Genomic DNA, 21,485 nt, shown 5'->3' with positions numbered 1-21,485 from the left:
ATGGCGCCGCTGGTCACCGTCGCCGATCTGCGGGTCACGTTTCCCGGGCACGGCACGGGGCCCGTGCCCGCCGTGCGCGGCGTCAGCTTCACCGTCGAGCGTGGCGAGTGTGTCGCGATCGTCGGTGAGAGCGGCTCCGGCAAGAGTGTCACCGCGCGCAGCCTCGTCGGGCTCGCCGGGCCCGGCGCCGAGGTGCGGGCGTCCACATTGGACGTCGGAGGGAGCGACACGACCCGGTTCACCGACCGGGACTGGCGCCGGCTGCGCGGCCGGGTCGCCGGGCTCGTGCTGCAGGACGCGCTCGTCTCGCTCGACCCGCTCAACACCGTCGGCCAGGAGATCGGCGAGGTGCTGCGCACCCACGGCGTCGGCACCGCCGCCACCCGTGACGCGCGGATCACCGCGCTGCTCGACGCGGTGCACGTGCCGGAGCCCGCGGTCCGCGCGAAGCAGTACCCGCACCAGCTGTCCGGCGGGCTGCGCCAGCGCGCGCTGATCGCCTCGGCGATCGCCGCCGACCCGCCGCTGCTCATCGCCGACGAGCCGACCACGGCGCTGGACGTCACCGTGCAGGCGCAGCTGCTGCGGCTGCTCGCGGAGCGCCGCGCGGCCGGCTCGACGCTGCTGCTCGTCAGCCACGACCTCGCCGTCGTCGCCGGCATCGCCGACCGGGTCCTCGTCATGCACGACGGCGTCATCGTCGAGCAGGGCCCGACCGGGCGGATCCTGACCGCACCCGAGCACGACTACACCCGCATGCTCCTCGCCGCAGTGCCGACCGCCGCCTCGCGCGGGCACCGGCTGTCCTCGGCCGCCCGCGAGCCGCTGCCGCCGGCGGCGGTCGAGCCGGACCGGGTCGTGCTGCGCGCCGAGGGGCTGCACAAGCACTACGGCGCCCGGCGCGCCGTCGACGACGTCAGCTTCACGCTCGCCCGCGGCGAGATCCTCGGCGTCGTCGGCGAGTCCGGCTCCGGCAAGACCACCGTGGCGCGGATCGCGCTCGGGCTCCTGGAGCCCGACGGCGGCACCGTGCACCTGGGCGACCGGCCCTGGACGGGGGTGCCCGAGCGGCGGCGCCGGCCCGACCGCCGCCGGCTGCAGGTCGTGTCGCAGGACCCGCTCAGCTCGTTCGACCCGCGGTACACCGTGGAGAAACTCATCGCGGAGCCCCTCGGGCTGCGTGGCGCGGCCCGCCGGGACCGGGTCGTGGAGCTCCTGGAGCGGGTCGGCCTGAGCGCCGCGCACCTGGGCCGCCACCCGAGGGCCCTGTCCGGCGGGCAGCGGCAGCGGGTCGCGATCGCCCGCGCCGTCGGCCCCCGCCCCGACGTCCTCGTCTGCGACGAGCCCGTGTCGGCGCTCGACGTGTCGGTCCAGGCGCAGGTCCTCGACCTGCTCGCGGACCTGCGCGCCGCCGACGGCACGGCGCTGCTGTTCATCTCCCACGACCTCGGCGTCATCCACCACCTGGCCGACCGCGTGCTCGTCATGCACGACGGCCGCGTCGTCGAGCACGGCCCGGTCGAGGACGTCTTCACCCGGCCCGACCATGCCTACACCCGGACCCTGCTCGCCGCGCTGCCGGCACTGGCCAGCTGACCGCTCTCCACCAGGGACAATCATGCATATTCTGGACAACCCAGCCTGGGCCGCGCTCACCGGCCCGCACGCCCGCTTCGCCGAGCGCAGCGGCGACGCCATCCGCTACCAGACCGACGTCACCCCCTTCATCACCGTCGCGCCCGGCTCCGGCCCGGACGTCTGGGACGACGTGGCCGCGCTCGCCGGCGCCGGCGAGGTCGTCACGATCACCGGCACGGCGCCGCCCCCGCCGGCGCACTGGGAGGTCGTCCTCGAGGCCGGCGGCGTGCAGCTGATCGACGTCGCCCTCGAGGCGCGGCCCGACCCCGAGTCCGCCGTCCTGACCGCCGCCGACGTGCCCGAGATCCTCGACCTCGTCGAACGGACCCAGCCGGGGCCGTTCCGGCAGCGCACGATCGAGCTCGGCACGTACCTCGGCATCCACCGCGACGGGAAGCTGGTCGCGCTCGCCGGGGAGCGCCTGCACCCGCCCGGCTGGACCGAGATCTCCGCCGTCTGCACCGACCCGGCGCACCGCGGGCAGGGCCTCGCGACCAGGCTCGTGCGGGCCGTCGCGCACGGCATCCGCGCCCGCGGCGAGCAGCCGTTCCTGCATGCCGCGGCGACGAACACCGACGCGATCCGCCTGTACGAGTCGATCGGCTTCCGGCTGCGCCGCCGCACCACGTTCCGGGCGGTGCGGGTCCCGTCGCTCGTGGGAGGGCCGGCCTGATGCTCTACGCCACCGAGATCCAGGCGCCTTCGCTCGCGGCCCTGGAGCGGGCCGTGCTCGACGCCGAGCGGGCCGGCTACGCGTTCGTGACGTTCCCCGACGCGCCGCTGCGGGCCGGGGTCGAGGCCGGGGTCCTGGCCGCCTACCTGGCGCGGCGCACCACCCGGATCGGGCTCGCGCCGACGCTGCACGTCACCACCACCGAGCCGTTCCACCTCGCCACCCAGCTCGCCGGCCTCGACCACGCGTCGCTGGGGCGGGCCGGCTGGGTCGTCGGCGCCACCACGGCCGCCGGGGACCTCGCCACCGTCGGCCGCTGTCAGGTCGACGCCGGCGAGGTCGCCGACGTGGTCGAGGTCGCCCGCCGGCTGTGGGACTCGTGGGAGGACGACGCGGTCATCCGGGACGTGCAGACCGGCCGGTTCCTCGACTCCCGCAAGGTCCACCACGTCGACTTCGAGGGCCCCGGGTTCTCCGTCGTCGGCCCGCTCATCACTCCCCGCCCGCCGCAGGGGCAGGTCGTCGTCATCGGCTCCGCCTTGATCGCGGCGGAGCTCGACGTCGCGCTGGTGCGGGGCTCCGGCGTGGCCGGCATCGCCGAGCGCGCCGCCGCGGCCCGCGCGACCGGGGTGCCGCTGGTCTTCGCCGACGTGCCCGCCGGCTTCGACGCCGCCGCGTTGGAAGGTGTGGTCGACGGGGTGCACTTCCACGGCGGTACACCACCCGCCATCGCCGCAGGCGCGCACGGCGCGACCCTGCGGGAGACGCTCGGCCTCCCCCGCCCCACGAACCGCTACGCCGTCGCGAGGAGCGTCGCATGACCCAGTTGCATCTCGGCGTGTTCTTCACCGGCGTCGGCCCCAACCTGCTGTGGACCGAGCCGGACTTCGCCGAGCACACCCACATCGACACGTTCGTCGACGTCGTTCGGACCCTGGAGCGCGGCCTGTTCGACGCGTTCTTCCTCGGCGAGGGCCTGCGGGTGCGGGAGAACCGCGGCACCGTGTACGACCTCGACGTCGCCGGACGGCCCGACGCGATCACCCAGCTGGCCGCGCTGGCCGCGGAGACGACCCACATCGGGCTCGTCGCCACGCAGAACACCACCTACAACTACCCGGCGGACCTGGCCCGGCGCCTGGCCTCGCTCGACGCCGTGTCCGGCGGCCGGGCCGGCTGGAACATCGTCACCACCGACAACGCGTGGACCGGCGCGAACTTCCGGCGCGGCGGCTGGCTGCCGCACGAGCGCCGCTACGAGCGGGCGACCGAGTTCGTCGAGACCGCGAAGGCGTTGTGGCGCAACGAGCACGTCGTCCGTGACACCGACCTCGTCACGCTCGACGCGACCGGCGCGGTCCCGCCGAGCCCGCAGGGGCGGCCGGTGCTCTTCCAGGCCGGCGACTCCGACGGCGGCCGCGAGCTCGCCGCCCGCCACGCCGACGTGGTCTTCTCCGCCAACACCGACTACGACAAGGCCGCCGCCTACGCCGCGGACCTGCGGGCGCGGCTCGCCCGGCACGGCCGGTCCGCGGACTCCCTGCGGATCCTGCCCGGCGCGTCGGTCGTGCTCGGCGACACCGCCGGCGAGGCGCGGGAGCGGGCCCACTGGATCACCCGGGAACAGACCACCGGGCCGCGCGCGATCGCGTTCCTGGAGCAGTACTGGGGCAAGGACCTCTCCGGCTACGACCCCGACGGTCCGCTGCCGGACATCGACCCGGCCGACGGCGAGCTGGACCCGTCGCGCGGCACGATCCCGATCGAGCTGCGCACCGGCAAGTTGCAACGGGTCACCGGGTGGCGGGCCCTCGCGGCGGAGCGCGGGCTGTCGATCCGGGACCTGGTGATCGAGGTGACGCCGCGGCACAACACGTTCGTCGGCACGCCCGGGCAGGTCGCCGACGAGTGGGCCCGCTACGTGCGGGACCGGGTCGTCGACGGGTTCAACCTGCTGCCGCAGCTCCTGCCGGGCACCGTCGAGGACATCGTCGACCGGCTCGTGCCGCAGCTGCAGGAGCGCGGCGTGTACCGCACCGCGTACGAGGGCACCACGCTGCGTTCCCACCTGGGGCTGCCGCCGGCATGACGGCTTGCGGTGCCGCCGCCGGTGTGACCGCCCTGCGGGGATGTACCCTCACGGACAGTGCAGGGCGAGCAGGCGGGAGCACAGGTGGCCGCAGCAGCGAAGGACACCGGCGGCGAGGCGGCCGGGCAGGCGCGGGTCACGATCCGCCAGGTCGCCGTCCACGCCGGGGTGTCCGAGGCGGCCGTGTCCTACGCGCTCAACAACCGGCCCGGCGTCTCGGAGCAGACCCGGGCGCGGGTGCTCGCCGCCGCCCGGGACCTCGGCTGGGCGCCCAACATCGCCGCCCGCTCGCTGGGCACCGCCCGCGCCAACGCGGTCGGGCTGGTCCTCGTCCGGCCGCCGCGGGTGATGATCGTCGACTCCTGGTTCACGCAGATGCTCAGCGGCGTCGAGGCCGAGCTCAACCGCAACGACATCGCGCTGGTGCTGCACCTCGTCGACCGGATCGAGGACACCATCGAGGTGTACCGCAAGTGGTGGGCGGGCCGGCACGTCGACGGCGTCATCCTGACCGACCTGCGCAAGGACGACCCACGGCTCGACGCGCTCGTCGAGATCGGCCTGCCCGCCGCGGTGATCGGCGGCAAGCCCGGGCTCGACGGGTGCAGCACCGTCGACGCCGACACGGCCGGCACCGCCCGCGCCATCGTCGGCTACCTGCGGGCCCTCGGGCACCGCACGATCGCCCGCGTCGCCGGCACCGAGGAGCTCTTCCACACCGGCCAGCGCGACGCCGCGTACCTGGCGGCGCTCACCGACTCCGGGCTCGACACCGACCGGTACCGGGTCGTCTACACCAACTACAGCGCCGTCGACGGCATGCGGGCGATGCGCGAGCTGATGAGCGGCGCGGAGCCGCCGACCGCCGTCGTGTTCGACAACGACGTGATGGCCGCCGCGTCGCTGAAGGTGGCGCACGAGATGGGCCTGTCCGTGCCGGAGGACGTTTCGGTCGTCGCCTGGGACGACTCCGACCTGTGCCAGATCACCGTCCCGGCGATCACCGCCGTGCAGCAGACCCCGGCGGAGCAGGCGGAGCTCGCCGCCCGCGCCCTGCTCACGACCATCAACGGCGGCGGCATCAGCCACGTCACGCTGCCCCCGGGCACCCTCACCGCCCGCCAGTCGACCCGGCCGCTGCGCCCCGGCCGCACCGCCTGACCGTTCGCAACCGGTTCAGCGCGCTACTGTTGACACTCCTTACACCACCAACTTAAGGTCATGCTTCGCGTACTTATCCGGTTCAGTCCGGCAGTGACCACGGGAGCACACCACATGCTTGTCCTGCGTCCCCTCCACTCGGGATGGACCCTGCGCGCACCCTCCATCGACGGCCCCGTGCCGGCGACCGTGCCGGGCTGCGTGCACACGGACCTGCTCGCCGCCGGGCTGATCCCCGACCCGTACCTGGACGCGAACGAGCTGGACCTGGCATGGATCGGCCGGTCGTCGTGGGTGTACTCGACGTCGTTCGACGCTGCCACAGAGGCCGACCAGGCCGACCGGGTCGACCTGGTCGCCGACGGCCTGGACACGGTGGCGACGGTGACGCTCAACGGGGTGCGGCTGGGCCGGACGGCGAACATGCACCGCGGCTACCGGTTCGACGTGCGCTCGCTGCTGCGACCCGTCGGCAACGTGCTCGAGGTGCACTTCGACTCGGCGTACGAGTACGCGCTGGGCGTCCGGGACGCGCTCGGAGCCCGCCCCAACGCGTATGACGAGCCCTTCCAGTACATCCGCAAGATGGCCTCGAACTTCGGCTGGGACTGGGGTCCGACCCTCGTCACCGCCGGCATCTGGCGGCCGATCGGACTCTCGTCGTGGTCGGTGGCGCGCCTGGACTCGGTGCGGCCGGTCGTGAGCGTTGACGGTGCCGACGGCATCGTGGACGTGCACGTGACCGTCGAACGCGCCGCCGACGACCCGCTGACCGTGACCGCCTCGGTCGCCGGCGTCACGGCGTCCGCGACCGTCCCGGCCGGGGCCACCGAGGCGTCGGTGCGGGTGCGGGTGCCGGACGTGCGGCTGTGGTGGCCCCGCGGCTACGGTGACCCCGCGCGGTACGACCTGTCGGTGACCCTGTCCGCCGGCCCCGATCCGCTCGACGCGTGGCAGCGCCACATCGGCTTCCGCACGGTGGAGCTGGACACCGCCGCCGACGCCGACGGGACCGCGTTCACCCTGGTCGTCAACGGGATGCCGGTGTTCGTGCGGGGCGTGAACTGGATTCCCGACGACGCGTTCGTCACCCGCGTCGACCGGGCCCGCTACGAGGCACGGTTCACCCAGGCCGTCGACGCCGGGGTGAACTACCTGCGGGTGTGGGGCGGCGGCCGGTACGAGAGCGAGGACTTCTACGACCTCGCCGACTCCCTCGGGCTGCTCGTCGGGCAGGACTTCCTGTTCGCGTGCGCCGCCTACCCCGAGGAGGAGCCCCTGGCGTCGGAGGTCGCCGCGGAGGCACGCGAGCAGGTCGTCCGCCTGATGCCGCACCCGAGCCTGGTCATGTGGGTCGGCAACAACGAGAACATCTGGGGCTGGCACGACTGGGACTGGCAGGCCGCCCTCGACGGCCGCACCTGGGGCGAGGGCTACTACCTGGATGTGCTGCCGGGGATCGTCCACTCGCTGGACCCCTCCCGCCCGTACTGGCCGGGCAGCCCCTACTCCGGGACCCCGGACGTGCACCCGAACGACCCCGCGCACGGCACCACCCACATCTGGGACGTGTGGAACACCCACGACTACCGGCACTACGGCACCTACCGCCCCCGCTTCCTGGCCGAGTTCGGCTTCCAGGCGCCACCCTCGTTCGCCACGCTGCGCCGCGCCGTCTCCGACGACCCGCTGACCCCGGCCTCACCGGGCGTCCTGCACCACCAGAAGGCCGCCGACGGCAACGGCAAGCTCGCCCGCGGCCTCGCCGGCCACTTCCCCGCACCCGCCGACTTCGACGACTGGCACTGGGCGACGCAGCTCAACCAGGCCCGCGCCATCACGTTCGGGATCGAACACTTCCGCTCGCTGCGCCCCCTGTGCATGGGCACGATCCTGTGGCAGCTCAACGACAACTGGCCCGTCACGTCGTGGTCCGCCGTGGACGGCGACGGCCGCCGCAAGCCGCTCTGGTTCGCATTGCGGCGGGTGTACGCCGACCGCCTCCTCACCTTCCAGCCGCGCGACGGCGCACCGGCGCTGGTCGCCGTCAACGACTCGGCGCTGCCCTGGCAGGCCCAGCTGGACGTGCAGCGGGTCTCCTTCACCGGCGACATCCGGGCGAAGACCACGGTCACGCTCGACGTGCCGGCGTTCGGGTCGGTGACCCTGCCGCTGCCCGCGGACGTGGTCACGCCGGACTCGCCGTCGGCGGAGCTCATCACCGCCGACCGCGCGGTGTGGTTCTTCGCCGAGGACGTCGACCTGGCCTACCCGGCCGCCTCGGTCGACGTGACCGTCCGGCCGTTCGACGGCGGCGCCGACGTGGAGATCACCGCCCGCACGCTCGTGCGCGACCTGACCCTGTTCGCCGACCGTCTCTCCCCCTCTGCGACGGTCGACGACCAGCTCGTGACGCTGCTGCCGGGCGCCTCGGTGACCCTGCGCGTCACCGGCTCCGACCTGCCCGCACCGGACTCCCCCGCCTGGCGCACCGCCCCCGTCCTGCGCACCGCGAACGACCTCGTCACGGCGTGAGCGATGCGAGGCGCGCCGCGAGGAAGGCGCGCTCCACGTCGTTGCCGGTCAGGGCCAGGGCTTCCGCGTACGCCTCGGCGGCCTCGGGCAGGCGGCCGAGCCGCCGGAGGAAGTCGGCGCGGGCCGCGCTGAGGTAGGCGTACGTCGACAGCGACGGCGAGTCGAGCAGCGGGGCGAGCGCGGACAGCCCCGCCGCGGGACCGTCGCGCAGGCCTACGGCGACCGCGCGGTTCAGCGCGACGACCGGCGACGGCCAGAGGCGCAGGAGGACGTCGTACAGCGCGACGATCTCCTGCCAGTCGGTCGCCTCCCACGAGGGCGCCTCGGCGTGAACGGCGGCGATCGCGGCCTCGACGGCATAGCGGGTCGGGGGGCTGCGGCGCAGCGCGAAGGTCAGCAGGTCGGTGCCCTCGCGGATCTGGCGGGCGTCCCAGCGGGTGCGGTCCTGCTCGGACAGCAGGAGCAGCCGGCCGCCGGCGTCGCGGGTGGCCCGGCGGGCGTCGATCAGCAGCATCAGCGCCAGCAGGGCGGCGACCGAGGCGTCGCCCGGCACCAGCAGCCGCAGCACCCGGGCCAGGCCGATCGCGGCGTCGACCAGGTCCTGCCGCACCAGCTGCTCGCCGACGGGCGCGGTGTGGCCGGTGGTGAAGACGAGGTGGACGACCTCGAGCACGGCACCGACCCGCACGGGCAGCTCGTCCGGCGACGGCACCCGGAACGGGATGCGGGCCGCGCTGATCTTCCGCTTGGCGCGGGTCACCCGGGCGGCCATCGTCGCCTCCGGCACGAGGAACGCCCGCGCCACCTCCGCGGTCGTCAGCCCGCAGACGAGCCGCAGCGTCAGCGCGACCTGCGCCTCCCGGGACAGGGCCGGGTGGCAGCAGGTGAAGATGAGCTCGAGCCGGCCGTCGGGCGCGGGCTCCCCGGCCTCGGGCACCGGCACCAGCAGTGGCAGCGCGCGGCGCAGGGCGGACTCGCGGCGCAGCGCGTCGAGGGCGCGGTTGCGGGCGACGGTCGTGAGCCACGCGCCGGGACGGGCCGGGACGCCGTCGGTGGGCCAGGTGCGCAGGGCCTGCGCGTACGCCTCCTGGACGCACTCCTCGGCGAGGTCGAGGTCGCGGGTGACCCGCACCGTCGCGGCGAGCACGCGGGCCCACTCGCGACGGTGCGCCTCCGCGACTGCGTCGCACGACGGCGCCTCCGCTTCGCTCCAGCACCGCCGCACGTCGGCCCTGCAATGCTGGTGAGCAGCCTCTCCGCTGCGCTCCGGGCCGCTCACCCGTGATCCACGATCGGCCGGATCTCGACGCCGCCGTGGCCGGACGCGAGCTCCGGCAGCAGCGCCGCCAGGGAGATCGCCGCGTCGAGGTCGGCGGCCTCGATGACGTAGAAGCCGCCGAGGGCCTCCTTCGCCTCCAGGAACGGCCCGTCGGTCGTCAGCAGCCCCTCGCCGTCGTTGCCGCGCAGCGTCGTCGCCGTCGAGGACGACTCCAGCTCGTGCCCGGCGAGGACGCGGGCACCGCCGGTGGCGGCGAACGCCCGGTGCCCTTCGTCCTTGGCCCGCAGCTCCTGCGGGGTCTCGGCGTCCCAGCGCTGCTCGTCGCCGTAGATGAGAATCAGGTACTTCGCCACGTGCTGTCCCTTCCAAGCGGCCGTTTACCTGTACGACGATGCGGGCGGCACCGAAATCGACAGGCGGCCCCAGGGAATTTCAGCGGCGTCCCGCCCGACGCACACATCCTGGTCGCCGGCGGTCAACGCAGTGGACCTTGCGCCGGTACAGTGCGCGCGTGTCTTTCCAACGCTACCTGTGGACGCTGGTCGCCGTCGCGGTCATCGCGGCCTACGGCATCGCGTCCGGCCGTGAGTCCGACGCGTCCGACGCGCCGTCGGCTACCGCGCTCGCCGCGTTCCTCGGCTGCCCCCCGGCGGAGCCGAAGCACGCCACCGGAACGCGGGAGACCGTCGCCTGCGAGGAGGGCGGCTTCGACGTCACGGTGGCGACGTTCGACGACAACGCACAGCGCGACGCCTGGGTCGAGTCGGAGCGGTTGACCGTGATCGCCAGCGGCTTCGCGGGCCTGCCGGCGGCGCTGGTCGCCGGAGACCGCTGGGCGGTCACGACCGGCGACGTGCCCGCGGCCGACCGGCTCCACGCGGTGGCGGGCGGGTGGCGGGTATGACGCAGGACGTCGCGGCGGTCCGGCCGCCGTTCCGGCTCGCCGCGGGCGGCGCGGGCGCGCGGGTCGAGTGGGCCACGTGGGGCCTGCTCGCCGTGGCCGGGGTCTTCGCCGCCGTGGCCGCGGACGACCTGGCGTACGTGCTGCGGGTCCGCGCCGCGCTGCCGTCGCCCGACCTGCACGTCCTGGTGGCCGGTCAGGGGCTCGGCACGGCCCAGATGGTGCTGTTCTTCGTCCTGCTCGCCGCCGTCGCCGGCTGGTACCTGCTGAGCGCCGCCGCCGTGCGAGGGCTCGGCGAGGAGCCCGCCACGGTCCTGCGCACCACCGCGCTGACGGTGTTCCAGGTCGGCGCCGCGGCCACCCTCGTGGCCGGGGCGACGCTGCCCCACGCGGATCTGCTGGCCGCGCACGGCTTCGAGGTGCGCCTGCGGTGGATGATCCCGATCCTGGCGGCCCGGCTGGCGCTGGTCGTGCTGCTCGGCGTCGCCGTGTTCGGGGTCCGCCGCCGGGTGTACGCCGCGCTGCTGCGCTCGCGGCTGGCGCCGCGGCGGAGCCGGCCGCAGGAGCGGGCGAGCCTGCTCGAGCTGTCGAAGCGCGCCGTCCCCGTCGTGCCGCCGCTGCCGGTCGCGGGCGACGCGTGGTGGTCGGAGGTGGCCGACCGGGCGGCCGCGGCGGGCACCGCGCTGCCGCTGCTGGAGCGGTCCGGCGGGGAGCGCCGCTGGCACCGGGTCGGGCCCGGCGAGGACCTGACGGCGCTGCGCGAGTCGCTGCCGCCGGGCGCCACCCTCACCCTCTTCGCCACCGAACCGGCGGACCCGGACGCCACCGGCACCGACGACTTCGACGATCCCGACGCCCTGACCGCGGTGGTCCGTTAAGTTCCTGCTCCTGAATCCAGTTCTTGCGTCCGGGTCCGCGGGGACCGGGCGCGCGGGACGTCAGCCGCAGAGGCGGGCGGCCAGCTTCGCGTACCACGGGCTCAGGTCGTGCTCGATCGCCGTCCACTCCTGTTCGGACGGCGCGACCCGCGGCTCCTGGACGGCCCACGACCGGACCATCCGCCGGCGCAGCCCGGTCGGCGGATGCGAGTCCAGCGGCGCCGCCTGGTGCCTGAGGGTGAGCGTCCGCTCGGCGTCCAGGGTCGCCGCGCCGCGCAGCCGGCCGGCGGCGGACCGCCAGGCGTGGGGGTCGGCGTGGCGGCGGTGACCGGCCGACATCGCCGCCGGCGACGACCAGGCCGTCGAACAGGCCCTCCATGGCCGCGGAGCCGGCGACCCGGGTGGCGATCTGGTCGGCGAGGTACTCGGCGCGCTGGCTGTCCCGGCCGGACAGGACCAGCAGCGCCGTGGACAGCAGCCACAGCACCGGGCTCACGACGACCACCAGCGGCAGCATCCAGATGCCCATCCGGAGCGTGGAACCGAGCATGTCGAGCAGGTTCCGCAGGACCCCGATGGCGGTGCGGACGACGACGCCGCGGCGACCCGGTCGAGGAGGGCGAACAGCGCCGGCGCCGCGGCCCGGTCGACGATCCACGGCTGCCAGTGCCGGTCGCGGCGGTGCGGCCAGGCCGCGGAGATCACGCCGATGAGCAGGACCGGGCCGATGACGTGACCGGACGGGGTGCCGCTGAGCGTCAGGTGGACGCCGGTGCCGAGCAGCAGCGGCGGGACCAGCGCGAGCGGGGTGGCGAGCAGGAGCATCGCGGCCCGGGCCACCGGGTTGCCGCGCCCGGCGACGTCGTGTCCGGCGAGGGAGTCGTACAGGCGCCGGTTGAGCCGGAACGCCAGCCAGTGGTCGGCCCGGTCGCCGGCCCGCAGCCCCCACGTCCGCGGCGCCCGGCGGTTTCCGGAGGTCAGGTCTCGGCGGTTTCCAGGGGGTCGGCGAGGAGGCGCTCGAAGGCGAGCTCGGCCGCGCCGACCAGCGGGGCGTCGTCCCCGAGCAGCGGCGTCCGCAGCCGTACGTGCTCCCGGCAGGCCGGCAGCGACATCGTCGAGAGGCGGCTCCGGACGTGGGCGGCGCCCGTCAGGTACAGCTCCCGCAGCGCGCCGCCGAAGACGACCGCCGTCGGGTTGAAGACGTTGACCAGGTTGGCGACCCCGAAGCCGAGCCAGTCCGCGGCCTGGCGCACCGCGGCGCGCGCGGGCGGGTCGCCGCGCCGGGCCGCCTCGACGGCCGCGAGGACGCCGGCGCGGTCCAGCGGCACGTGCCGGGCGATCTCGGTCTCCCAGCAGCCCCGCGAGCCGCAGCCGCAGTCGCGGCCCTGCGGGTTGACGACCATGTGCCCGACCTCGCCGCCGTGACCGCCATGGCCGGTGACGCGCCGCCCGCCGGCGATGATCCCGGCGCTGATGCCGGCGTCGCCGTGCAGGTAGACGACGTTGTCGAGGCCGACAGCGGCGCCCCGGGTGTGCTCGGCGAGCGCGGCGAGGTCGGCCACGTTGCCGACGAGCGGCTCCCTGTCCAGACCCAGCTCCGACCACCCGTCGAGGTCGGACCCGAGCCGCGCCCCGGCGGGCAGCATGCGGACGGTGCCGTCGGCGTGGCGCATCATGCGGGACACGGCGATGCCGCTGCCGACGAAGACGGCGCCGCCGGGCCCTGACGCCGACACCGTGCGCTGCATGTCGCGGACGAACCCGGCGAGCGTCGCGACGGTGTCGCGGACCGCCGTGCCGTGCGGGCGGGGCAGTTCGCGGCTGTCGAGGACCTTGCCGCCGAGCCCGACCCGCGCCGCGCGCAGCCGGTCGACCTCGATGCTCATCGCGTAGCCGTACACCCACGACGACCTCGGCCGCACGACCAGCGACGGCCGACCGGCCCGGCCGGTCTCCTGCGGCACGCCCTCGTCGATGAGCCCGGCGCCGGCGAGGTCCGCGGTGAGGGCACCGATGGTGCTGCGGTTGAGACCGAGCTGGTTGGTCAGCTCGGCGCGGGACGTGTCGCCGCTGACGTGCACGTATCGCAGCAGCGCGCCCAGGTTCTGGCGGCGGACCGAGTCCTGGGTCGGGGTGCTCCGCTGGGGGCTCGTGGACACGGATCGCTCCTTCGCTCCCTAGAGCGGCCGTGGGCCCCCGGAACCGTGTTCCGGGGGCCCACGACGGTGAGTTGCCTCGTACTACCTGATCGCTGTGTTAGCGGATCGCTCGAGTTACTTGGTGAGCGGGGACAGCTTCGGGTCGTTGGCGTACGCCTCGGCGGCGTTGGCCTTGGTCACGATCACCGGCGGGAGCAGGTAGGACGGGACGACCTTGACGCCGTTGTTGTAGGACTTGGTGTCGTTGATGGTCGGCTCGTTACCGGCCTGCAGCGCCTTCACCATGTTGATGGTCTCGGCGACCAGCTTGCGGGTGTCCTTGTTGATCGTGGAGTACTGCTCGCCAGCCATGATCGACTTGACCGACTCGACCTCGGAGTCCTGGCCGGTGACGACCGGGATCGGCTTGTTGGCGGCCTTCACCGAGGTGATGATCGCGCGGGCCAGGGTGTCGTTCGGGGAGAGCACGCCGTCGAGGGTCTTGCCGGCGGTGTAGGTCGAGGTCAGCAGGGAGTCCATGCGCTGCTGCGCACCCTCGGCCTTCCAGCCCTGGATCGCGGTCTGCTTGACGTCCTTCTGGCCGGAGCCGACGATGACGTCACCCTTGTCGATGAGCGGCTTGAGCACGTCCATCGCGCCGTTGAAGAACACACCGGCGTTGTTGTCGTCCGGCGAGCCGGAGAACAGCTCGACGGTCCACGGGCCGGTCGCCTTCTTGGCCTTCATGCCGTCCAGCAGGGCCTGGCCCTGGAGCTGGCCGACCTTGAAGTTGTCGAACGCGATGTAGTAGTCCAGGTCCGGCGTCTGGGTGATGAGGCGGTCGTACGCGACGACCTTGATGCCGGCGTCGTGGGCGGCCTTGACCTGGGTCGACAGCTGCGCGGCGTCGGTCGCGCCGATGACGATGACCTTCGCGCCCTTGGTGACCATGGCGGAGATCTGCGCCTGCTGGTCCGCGACCGTGGTCGAGGCACCGGCGTACTGCACGTCGGACTTGAAGCCGGCGTCCTTGAGGCCGTTGGTGAACAGGTCACCGGCGAGCACCCAGTTCTCCGACGTCTTCGACGGCAGCGCGACACCGATCAGCGAGTCGGCGGCGAAGCCCTTGGCGGCGGCACCGCTCGGGCTGCTGCTGCCCTCGCGCTCCGAGTCGCCACAGGCGGCGGTGCCGAGTGCGAGCAGAGCGACCGCGCTGACGGCGAGGCTCCTGGTGAGGAACTTGCGCATGTTTCGGATTGCCTTTCTTCGGATGGGAGGTGCGGGTGTTGGGGCGGGACAGGGCGTCAGCCGGCCACCGGGGTCTTGGCGGCCTCTTGTCCGGTTCCGGATGGTGCGGACGGACCTCCGGTTGACTCCCGGCGGAAGGGTTTGCTCAACGATCCGATGATCGAGAAGCGACCCTGGCTCTTGTTGTAGACGTCGAACGCGACGGCGGCGAGCAGGAACAGACCCTTGATGATCTGGGTCTTGTCGGCGCCGGTGCCGAGCAGCTGGAGGCCGTTGGTGAGGAAGGCCATGACCAGACCGCCGACGATCGAACCGCTGATGGTGCCGAGGCCGCCGGAGACCGCCGCGCCGCCGATGAAGACGGCCGCGATGGCGTCCAGCTCCCAGCTGAGGCCGTCCTGCGGGCCGGAGGCGCCGGAACGGGCCACGAAGATCATGCCGGCCAGTGCGGCGAGGACCGACATGTTGAACATGACAAAGAAGTTGACCCGCTTGAGCTTCACGCCCGACAGCTCCGCGGCGCGGGAGTTGCCGCCCACCGCGTAGATGTAGCGGCCGCCGGCCGTGTTGCGGGTGTAGAAGGAGTACCAGAGGATCAGGACCGCCAGGATGATGCCGGAGATCGGGAAGCTGGTGCCCACCCGGCCGCCGGCGAAGCGCAGCGTGGCGAAGATGATCACGCCGAGCATGACCGCCAGGCGGATGGCCGACACCCAGATCGGGGTCGGGTCCGCGTTCATCGCGAAGCGCACCTGCCGGGCCCGGTACTCCCGGTAGACCACGGCGAGGCAGGCGGCCAGGCCGAGCAGCAATGTCAGGTTGTTGTACCCGGTGTCGGGCCCGACCTCGGGCAGGTAGCCCGCGCCGATCTCCTTGAAGGCCGCCGGCACCGGCACCGAGTCGGCGTTGCCGATGTACTGGTTGCCGCCGCGGAACAGCAGCATGCCGGCGAGCGTGACGATGAAGGCCGGCACGCCGATGTAGGCGACCCAGAAGCCGTGCCACGCCCCGACGATCGCGCCGACGCCGAGGCCGAAGAGGATCGCCGCCCACCAGGGCAGGTCCCACTCCTTCATGACCTTCGCCACGATGATGCCGACGAAGGCGGCGACCGATCCGACGGACAGGTCGATGTGACCGGCCACGATGACCATCAGCATGCCGATGGCCAGGATCAGGATGTACGAGCCCTGGAGGACGACGTTGATCAGGTTGCCGGACGTGAGGGTCAGGCCGTCGGTCTTGAACTGGAAGAACAGGATGGTCGCCAGGAGCGCGAAGATCATCCCGAACTGCCGGGCGTTGGAGGTCGAGCCTCCGAAGAGGTTCTTCTGCAGGTCTTTGAATCGGCTCATGACGTCGGCATCTTCTTCATGGTCGGCGCGGTCTTCGCGGAGGTCATCTGCTTCATGAGGAGTTCCGGGTTGGCGTCGCGGCGTTCGATGTTGCCGGTGATGGTGCCCTCGAACACGGTGTAGATGCGGTCGCACAGGCCGATCAGCTCGGGCAGCTCGGACGAGATGACGATGACGCCCTTACCCTGGTCGGCGAGCTGCTGGATGATCCCGTAGATCTCGTACTTGGCGCCCACGTCGATGCCGCGGGTCGGCTCGTCGAGGATCAGCAGGTCCGGGTCGGTGAACATCCACTTCGCCAGGACGACCTTCTGCTGGTTGCCGCCGGAGAGCTTGGTGACGCCCTCGTCGACCGTCGGGGTCTTGACCCGCAGGCTCTTGCGGTAGGCCTCGGCGGCGGAGTGCTCCTTGATCGGGTCGAGCACGCCGTTGCGGGAGATCTTCGACAACTTGGCCGCGACCATCGACGTCTTGATGTCGTCGAGGAGGTTGAGCCCGACCGCCTTGCGGTCCTCGCTGACATACGCAAGGCCCGCCTTGATGGCCTCGGAGACCGACTTGAGCTCGATCTCCTTGCCGTCCTTGAAGATGTGCCCCGACAGCCAGGTCCCATAGGACCGGCCGAAGATGCTCATCGCGAGCTCCGTGCGGCCGGCACCCATCAGGCCGGCGAAGCCGACGATCTCGCCGCGCCGGACGTTGAAGGCCGAGTTCTTGCACACGAGGCGCTCGGCGGAGATCGGGTGCCGGACCGTCCAGTCGCGGACCTCGAAGAACACCTCGCCGATCTTCGGCGTGTGGTCGGGGAAGCGGCTGTTGAGGTCGCGGCCCACCATGCCCCGCACGATCCGGTCCTCGTTGACCCCGTCGCCCTTGACGTCGAGGCTCTCGATGGTCTTGCCGTCGCGCAGGATCGTGATGGTGTCGGCGATCGCCTCGATCTCGTTGAGCTTGTGCGAGATCATGATCGAGGTGATGCCCCGCTCCTTGAACCCTGTGAGCAGGTCCAGCAGGTGCTGGGAGTCGTTCTGGTTGAGCGCGGCGGTCGGCTCGTCGAGGATCAGCAGCCGCACCTCCTTGGCGAACGCCTTCGCGATCTCCACGAGCTGCTGCTTGCCGACGCCGATGTCCTTGATGAGGGTGTCGGGGTCTTCCTTGAGGCCGACCAGCGCCATCAGCTCGTAGGCCTTCTTGTTGGCGGCCTGCCAGTCGATCGCACCGAACTTCTTCGGCTCGTTGCCCAGGAACAGGTTCTCGGTGATCGACATGCCCGGGACGAGGGCGAGCTCCTGGTGGATGATCACGATGCCGGCGTGCTCGCTGGACCGGATGTCCGGGAAGCGGACCTGGTTGCCCTGGTAGAAGATGTCGCCGTCGTAGGACCCATACGGGTAGACGCCGCTGAGCACCTTCATCAGAGTGGACTTGCCGGCACCGTTCTCGCCGCAGATGGCGTGGATCTCGCCGGACCGGACCACCAGGTTGACGTCCGACAACGCCTTGACGCCGGGGAACTCCTTGGTGATCGACCGCATCTCCAGCAAGACCGGAGCGCTGCTCGTCATGTTGCCTCCGGGGGAACGCCAGTTGGCACATTTGTTGTGGCGACCAACTTATTTCAGATCGCAGACTTTGCAAAGCCGCCAGCTGGACTGGTTGGTAACAATCCGGTAATGACGCTGCCTCGCGAGGCACGGTCTCGTGTCTGGGCGGTGAGCTGCGTGTGTCCGAGCGTAAATCAAATTGTTTTACAAAGTCAACGTCCTGGGAGAGGATGTGATGAGCAACGGGTGCGAAGGCGGTAACGGGTGCGACAGGTAGGGACCAACCTCCCTAAAGTAGGGCAATACAACCGAGCTGTGGTGCTGGATCAGATTCAGTTAGCCGACGGCGTCAGCCGTGTGGAGATCGCGCAGCACACCGGCCTGACCCCGCAGACCGTCTCCGGCATCGTCCGCCGGCTGATCGACGAGGGCATCGTCCACGAGGACGGCGCCCGCAGCTCCAGCGGTGGCAAGCCCCGCACCGTCCTGCGCATCAACGCCGACGCCGGCCGCGCCGTCGGCCTGCACTTCGACCCGGTCGAGCTCGCCGCGGTCGTCGTCGACCTCCTCGGCCGCCCCCTGGTCACCGCCCGCCGCCCCACCCCGCGCCCCGCCGACCCGGCCGTGGTGACCGCCGCGATGGCCGAGCTCGTCGACGAGGTCCTGCGGGAGGCCGGCGTCGAGCGCGACCGGGTCCTCGGCCTCGGCCTCGCCGCCCCCGGCCCCATCGACCAGCACGTCGGAATGGTCATCTCACCGCCGCAGCTGGCCAACTGGACCCGCGTGCCCATCAAGGAGATGCTCGCGACCGCCACCGGCCTCGACGTCACGCTCGACAACGACGCGACCGCCGCCGCCGTCGGCGAGCGCTGGGCCGGCGCGGGCCGCGGCGTCGCCAACTTCGCCTACTTCCACCTCGGCACCGGCGTCGGCGGCGGCCTCGTCCTCGGCCACCAGGTCTTCCGCGGCGGTTCGATGAACGCCGCCGAGTTCGGCCACACGACCGTCGCCGACGACGGGCCCGGCTGTTACTGCGGTAACCGCGGCTGCCTGGAGAGCCTGGTCAACCCGCCCGCGATCGTCGCCGCCGCCCACCGCCTCCTCGCCGCTTCCCCGGCCGCCGTTTCGTCGTCCGCGACCGCCCCGGTTGCCGGGTCATCGCTCGCTGCCGATCCGGTCGCCAAGGCGTCGCTCACTGCCGCTTCGGTTGGCAGGGCGTCGCCCGTTGCCGCTGCGGTGGTTGAGCCGCCGCCGGTTGCCGGGGCGCCTGAGTCGGCGCTCGCCGCCGCGTTCCGTGCCGACCCGTCCACCGTCGATCATCCGGCGATCTGCCTCGCCGCCGCCGCGGGCGACCCCCTGGCCGTCTCCGTCATCGACGCCGCCGCCGAGCACCTCGCCACCGTCGTCGTCAACGTCGTCAACATCATCGACGTCGACCTGGTCATCCTCGGCGGTCACGGCATCCGCCACGTCGAGGACCGCTTCCGCGACGCCGTCGTCCGCGCCCTCGCCACCCGTCCCCTGGCCCGTCACATCCGCGTCGTCGACGTCGCGCTGTCCCCCCTCGGCGTCGACTCCGCCGTCGTGGGCGGTGCGGCGCTGGTCCTGCACGCGACCTTCTCCCCGCAGGTCTCCGCCCTGCTTTCGGAGTGACCATGGGCTGGTTCGACCTGCGCACCCTGCCCGCGTACGCGTGGGTCTTCGACCTCGTCTCCGCCGACCCCGCCGTCAGGGCCGCCGCGGTGGAACGCCATGTCGCGCTGCTCTGGCGGCGCTACGAGTCCCACCCGACCGGCACCCTCGCCGACCCGGTCGCCGCGTACGCCGCGTACCCGACCGACCTGACCGCCGGCGAGCTGCGCGCGCTCGAGCCGTACGCGCTGCTGTTCGTACAGTGGCGGCGGCAGTTCCCGGCCGAGTGGCGCCGGGTGGTGCCCCGCTTGCCGCGCGGCAGCTGGCCCGACGACGCGTTCATCCGCCACGGCGTGTCCGAGCGGGCCCGGGCCGTGCTGGAGGATCTGGTGCTCGACGCCGTCCACGCCGGCACCGGTTCGCGCCAACCCAGATCCGGACGCCATCCCGTCAGGCTGGCTCGGTTCCTCGACGGCCCGTCGCTGCGGGACCGGCTGCGGATCGGGGCCGGCTCGCCCGACCAGGCCGTCCGGCTCCGCGCCGGCTATCTGCTGTGGCTGATCGACCACCCCCGCGAGAGCCTGACGACCCGCTCGTGGCGCCGCTGGCGCCGCACGCACGGCGTGCCGATCACCCACCCACGGCCCGCCGCCGACCTCGCCGCGCTGCCGCCGGCCGTCGCTGCGGCGGAGCTCGCCGGCCTGGGCACGGCACGGCTGACCGCGGTGTTCGAGGCCCTCGAACCGGCCCCGGCCGCTCGGATCGTCGCGGCCTTGCTGTCCGCCCCTCCCCCGGCGCCGGCGGAGGCCGATGCTGCCGTGCCGGATGTCGCCGCGCTGGCCGGTGCGGTCGCCGCCATGGATCCGCGGTCGGCGGCCTGGATGTTCAACGCGATGCCGGAGCCGCTTGCCGCCCGCCTGCTCGCCGCCATGCCACCCGCGGCGGCCGCCGCCAGGTTCCCCCGCCCGAAACGGACGGAAATCCTGCTGCTGATGGATTTCGGGGACGCCGTGGCGCGGCTCGCGGCGATGACACCCCTGCGGGCCGCCCAGCAATTGCGGTGGCGACCGCCTGACGTCACCGCCCGGTTCCTGACCGCGCTGGCTCCGGACGCCGCGGCGCTGGTGCTCGCGGCCCTGCCCAACGGATGGCCGGACGACGACCTCGTTACCGTTCTCCCCGCCGGCTACGTCGCCGATCTGCTGACCCGGATGCCACCACGTGACCGGGAGCGCATCCGGTGGGTCGTCGAGACGCAGCAGTTCCGTACCGCCGCCGCCGATGCCATCGCGTCGGAGGCGGCGGCTCCCTCGGTCGCGGCTTCCGAGGCTGCGGCTTCTGCGGCCGATGCGTCGGGTCAGGCCGGTGCGGAAGCGCGGAACGTGTTGCGGTAGGCCATGGGCGGGACGCCGATGGCGCCGGCGAGGTGCTGGCGCATGGAGGCGGCGGTGCCGAAGCCCGACTCCGCGGCGACCCGGTCGACCGGCAGGTCGGTCGTCTCCAGCAGGCGCCTGGCGTGCTCCACCCGCTGGCGGGTCAGCCACTGCCCCGACGTCATGCCGACCTCCTCGCGGAACCGGCGGGAGAACGTCCGCACGCTCATCCTCGCGTGCGCCGCCAGCTCGGCCAGGGAGATCGGGCGGTCGAGGCGGCCGAGGGCCCACTGCCGGGTCGCCGCCGTCGTCGCCGTGGACGGAGCCGGGACCGGCCGGTCGATGTACTGCGCCTGCCCGCCCTCCCGCCACGGTGGCACGACGCAGAGCCGGGCGACCCGGTTGGCGACCGCGCTGCCGTGGTCCCGCCGGATCAGGTGCAGGCACACGTCGATCCCCGAGGCGGCACCGGCCGCCGTCAACACGTCGCCGTCGTCGATGAACAGTACAGACGCGTCGACGTCGATCTGAGGGAACGTGCGCTGGAAGTGCTCGGCGTCGTTCCAGTGCGTGGTGGCCCGGCGGCCGTCGAGCAGCCCCGCCGCGGCCAGCACATAGGAGGCGGTGCAGATCGACACGATCCTCGTCCCGGGACGCCGCCGTCGCAGCGCCGCGGCCAGTGGAGCGGGCAGCCAGTCGCGGGGCCCGTCGGGCGCGCACACGAACGGCGGCACGACCAGCGTGTCGGCGGTGTCGATCGCGGACGCGTCGTGCTGGACGGCGACGTCGAAGTCGTAGCCCGTGCGGACCGGGGCGCCGTCGAGGCTGCACGTCACCACCTCGTACAGCAGCGGCCCGGCGGTGCCGAAGATCCTGCTCGGAATGCTCAGCTCGAACGGATACACCCCGTCCAGGGCAAGGACGACGACCCGATGCACGGTGGCTGCCATGGCCAGATCTTTGCACATACTGGCAATGTGGCCACTCGAAAGCGGCACCCGTCACGGCGACGCTGAACGCACACACGTCGTACGAACAGAT

19 protein-coding genes are annotated in these 21,485 nt (G+C 72.8%); 10 read left to right on the top strand and 9 right to left on the bottom strand.

All coding sequences use genetic code 11. The features are described from left to right. The 6 genes from ABD332_RS22965 (at position 1) to ABD332_RS22940 (ending at position 8,096) form a co-directional block, all read left to right on the top strand. A complete protein-coding gene (locus ABD332_RS22965) occupies positions 1–1,596 on the top strand; it encodes a dipeptide ABC transporter ATP-binding protein (protein WP_344504102.1) in 1,596 nt (531 codons plus the stop codon). Between the two features lie 22 nt (positions 1,597–1,618). Further along, positions 1,619–2,311 (top strand): GNAT family N-acetyltransferase, encoded by a 693-nt coding sequence (locus tag ABD332_RS22960; RefSeq protein WP_344504101.1) that lies wholly within the window; start codon positions 1,619–1,621, stop codon positions 2,309–2,311. After that, the gene (locus ABD332_RS22955) at positions 2,311–3,132 is read left to right on the top strand and encodes an LLM class flavin-dependent oxidoreductase (RefSeq protein WP_344504100.1); all 822 of its coding nucleotides are present in this window, start codon (positions 2,311–2,313) and stop codon (positions 3,130–3,132) included. The genes ABD332_RS22960 and ABD332_RS22955 overlap by 1 nt, the downstream gene beginning before the upstream one ends. Then, positions 3,129–4,400 (top strand): LLM class flavin-dependent oxidoreductase, encoded by a 1,272-nt coding sequence (locus tag ABD332_RS22950; protein WP_344504099.1) that lies wholly within the window; start codon positions 3,129–3,131, stop codon positions 4,398–4,400. Before ABD332_RS22955 ends, ABD332_RS22950 begins: the two co-directional genes overlap by 4 nt. An 84-nt stretch (positions 4,401–4,484) precedes the next feature. Then, entirely contained in the window at positions 4,485–5,561 is a 1,077-nt protein-coding gene (locus tag ABD332_RS22945) for a LacI family DNA-binding transcriptional regulator (protein ID WP_344504098.1), read from the top strand. Between the two features lie 114 nt (positions 5,562–5,675). Then, positions 5,676–8,096, top strand: coding sequence for a glycoside hydrolase family 2 protein (locus ABD332_RS22940; protein WP_344504097.1), 2,421 nt, complete (start codon positions 5,676–5,678; stop codon positions 8,094–8,096). On the opposite strand, the gene ABD332_RS22935 is transcribed toward ABD332_RS22940, so the two are convergent. Together ABD332_RS22935 and ABD332_RS22930 are read right to left on the bottom strand one after the other, a co-directional pair. Then, complete coding sequence (locus tag ABD332_RS22935) at positions 8,086–9,243, bottom strand: RNA polymerase sigma factor (protein WP_344504440.1); 1,158 nt, start codon at positions 9,241–9,243, stop codon at positions 8,086–8,088. The genes ABD332_RS22940 and ABD332_RS22935 overlap by 11 nt on opposite strands. 128 nt (positions 9,244–9,371) lie before the next feature. Then, positions 9,372–9,728 (bottom strand): YciI family protein, encoded by a 357-nt coding sequence (locus tag ABD332_RS22930; RefSeq protein ID WP_344504096.1) that lies wholly within the window; start codon positions 9,726–9,728, stop codon positions 9,372–9,374. A 158-nt stretch (positions 9,729–9,886) separates the two neighbouring features. Between ABD332_RS22930 and ABD332_RS22925 the strand changes: the two genes are divergently transcribed. Both ABD332_RS22925 and ABD332_RS22920 read left to right on the top strand, forming a co-directional pair. After that, a complete protein-coding gene (locus ABD332_RS22925; protein WP_344504095.1) occupies positions 9,887–10,279 on the top strand; it encodes a hypothetical protein in 393 nt (130 codons plus the stop codon). Then, the gene (locus ABD332_RS22920) at positions 10,276–11,154 is read left to right on the top strand and encodes a hypothetical protein (protein ID WP_344504094.1); all 879 of its coding nucleotides are present in this window, start codon (positions 10,276–10,278) and stop codon (positions 11,152–11,154) included. The genes ABD332_RS22925 and ABD332_RS22920 overlap by 4 nt, the downstream gene beginning before the upstream one ends. 60 nt (positions 11,155–11,214) lie before the next feature. On the opposite strand, the gene ABD332_RS22915 is transcribed toward ABD332_RS22920, so the two are convergent. The 6 genes from ABD332_RS22915 to mmsA all read right to left on the bottom strand — a co-directional run bounded on the left by ABD332_RS22915 (position 11,215) and on the right by mmsA (position 17,460). Further along, positions 11,215–11,493, bottom strand: a complete 279-nt coding sequence (locus ABD332_RS22915; protein ID WP_344504093.1) for a hypothetical protein — start codon at positions 11,491–11,493, stop codon at positions 11,215–11,217. A gap of 153 nt (positions 11,494–11,646) precedes the next feature. Continuing rightward, positions 11,647–11,979: a hypothetical protein gene (locus ABD332_RS22910; RefSeq protein WP_344504092.1), complete on the bottom strand. Its 333-nt coding sequence runs from the start codon at positions 11,977–11,979 to the stop codon at positions 11,647–11,649. Positions 11,980–12,131: 152 nt separating this feature from the next. Then, on the bottom strand, positions 12,132–13,313 hold the full coding sequence (locus tag ABD332_RS22905; RefSeq protein WP_344504091.1) for an ROK family protein: 1,182 nt from the start codon (positions 13,311–13,313) through the stop codon (positions 12,132–12,134). Between the two features lie 114 nt (positions 13,314–13,427). Continuing rightward, a complete protein-coding gene (locus ABD332_RS22900; RefSeq protein ID WP_344504089.1) occupies positions 13,428–14,540 on the bottom strand; it encodes a substrate-binding domain-containing protein in 1,113 nt (370 codons plus the stop codon). Between the two features lie 56 nt (positions 14,541–14,596). Beyond that, the gene (mmsB, locus tag ABD332_RS22895) at positions 14,597–15,895 is read right to left on the bottom strand and encodes a multiple monosaccharide ABC transporter permease (RefSeq protein ID WP_344504088.1); all 1,299 of its coding nucleotides are present in this window, start codon (positions 15,893–15,895) and stop codon (positions 14,597–14,599) included. Beyond that, entirely contained in the window at positions 15,892–17,460 is a 1,569-nt protein-coding gene (gene mmsA, locus ABD332_RS22890; protein ID WP_344504087.1) for a multiple monosaccharide ABC transporter ATP-binding protein, read from the bottom strand. Before mmsA ends, mmsB begins: the two co-directional genes overlap by 4 nt. A 297-nt stretch (positions 17,461–17,757) precedes the next feature. On the opposite strand from mmsA, the gene ABD332_RS22885 reads away from it, so the two are divergent. Together ABD332_RS22885 and ABD332_RS22880 are read left to right on the top strand one after the other, a co-directional pair. Beyond that, positions 17,758–19,092 (top strand): ROK family transcriptional regulator, encoded by a 1,335-nt coding sequence (locus tag ABD332_RS22885; protein WP_344504086.1) that lies wholly within the window; start codon positions 17,758–17,760, stop codon positions 19,090–19,092. Between the two features lie 2 nt (positions 19,093–19,094). Next, positions 19,095–20,465, top strand: coding sequence for a hypothetical protein (locus tag ABD332_RS22880; RefSeq protein ID WP_344504085.1), 1,371 nt, complete (start codon positions 19,095–19,097; stop codon positions 20,463–20,465). Here ABD332_RS22880 and ABD332_RS22875 read toward each other — a convergent pair. Further along, complete coding sequence (locus ABD332_RS22875; protein ID WP_344504084.1) at positions 20,429–21,394, bottom strand: GlxA family transcriptional regulator; 966 nt, start codon at positions 21,392–21,394, stop codon at positions 20,429–20,431. The genes ABD332_RS22880 and ABD332_RS22875 overlap by 37 nt on opposite strands. Between the last annotated feature and the right edge of the window lie 91 nt (positions 21,395–21,485).

Origin of the sequence: Dactylosporangium maewongense, from assembly GCF_039531485.1 — a bacterium.
GTDB lineage: Bacteria > Actinomycetota > Actinomycetes > Mycobacteriales > Micromonosporaceae > Dactylosporangium > Dactylosporangium maewongense.
This window is presented reverse-complemented; position numbering and strand designations above follow the sequence as displayed.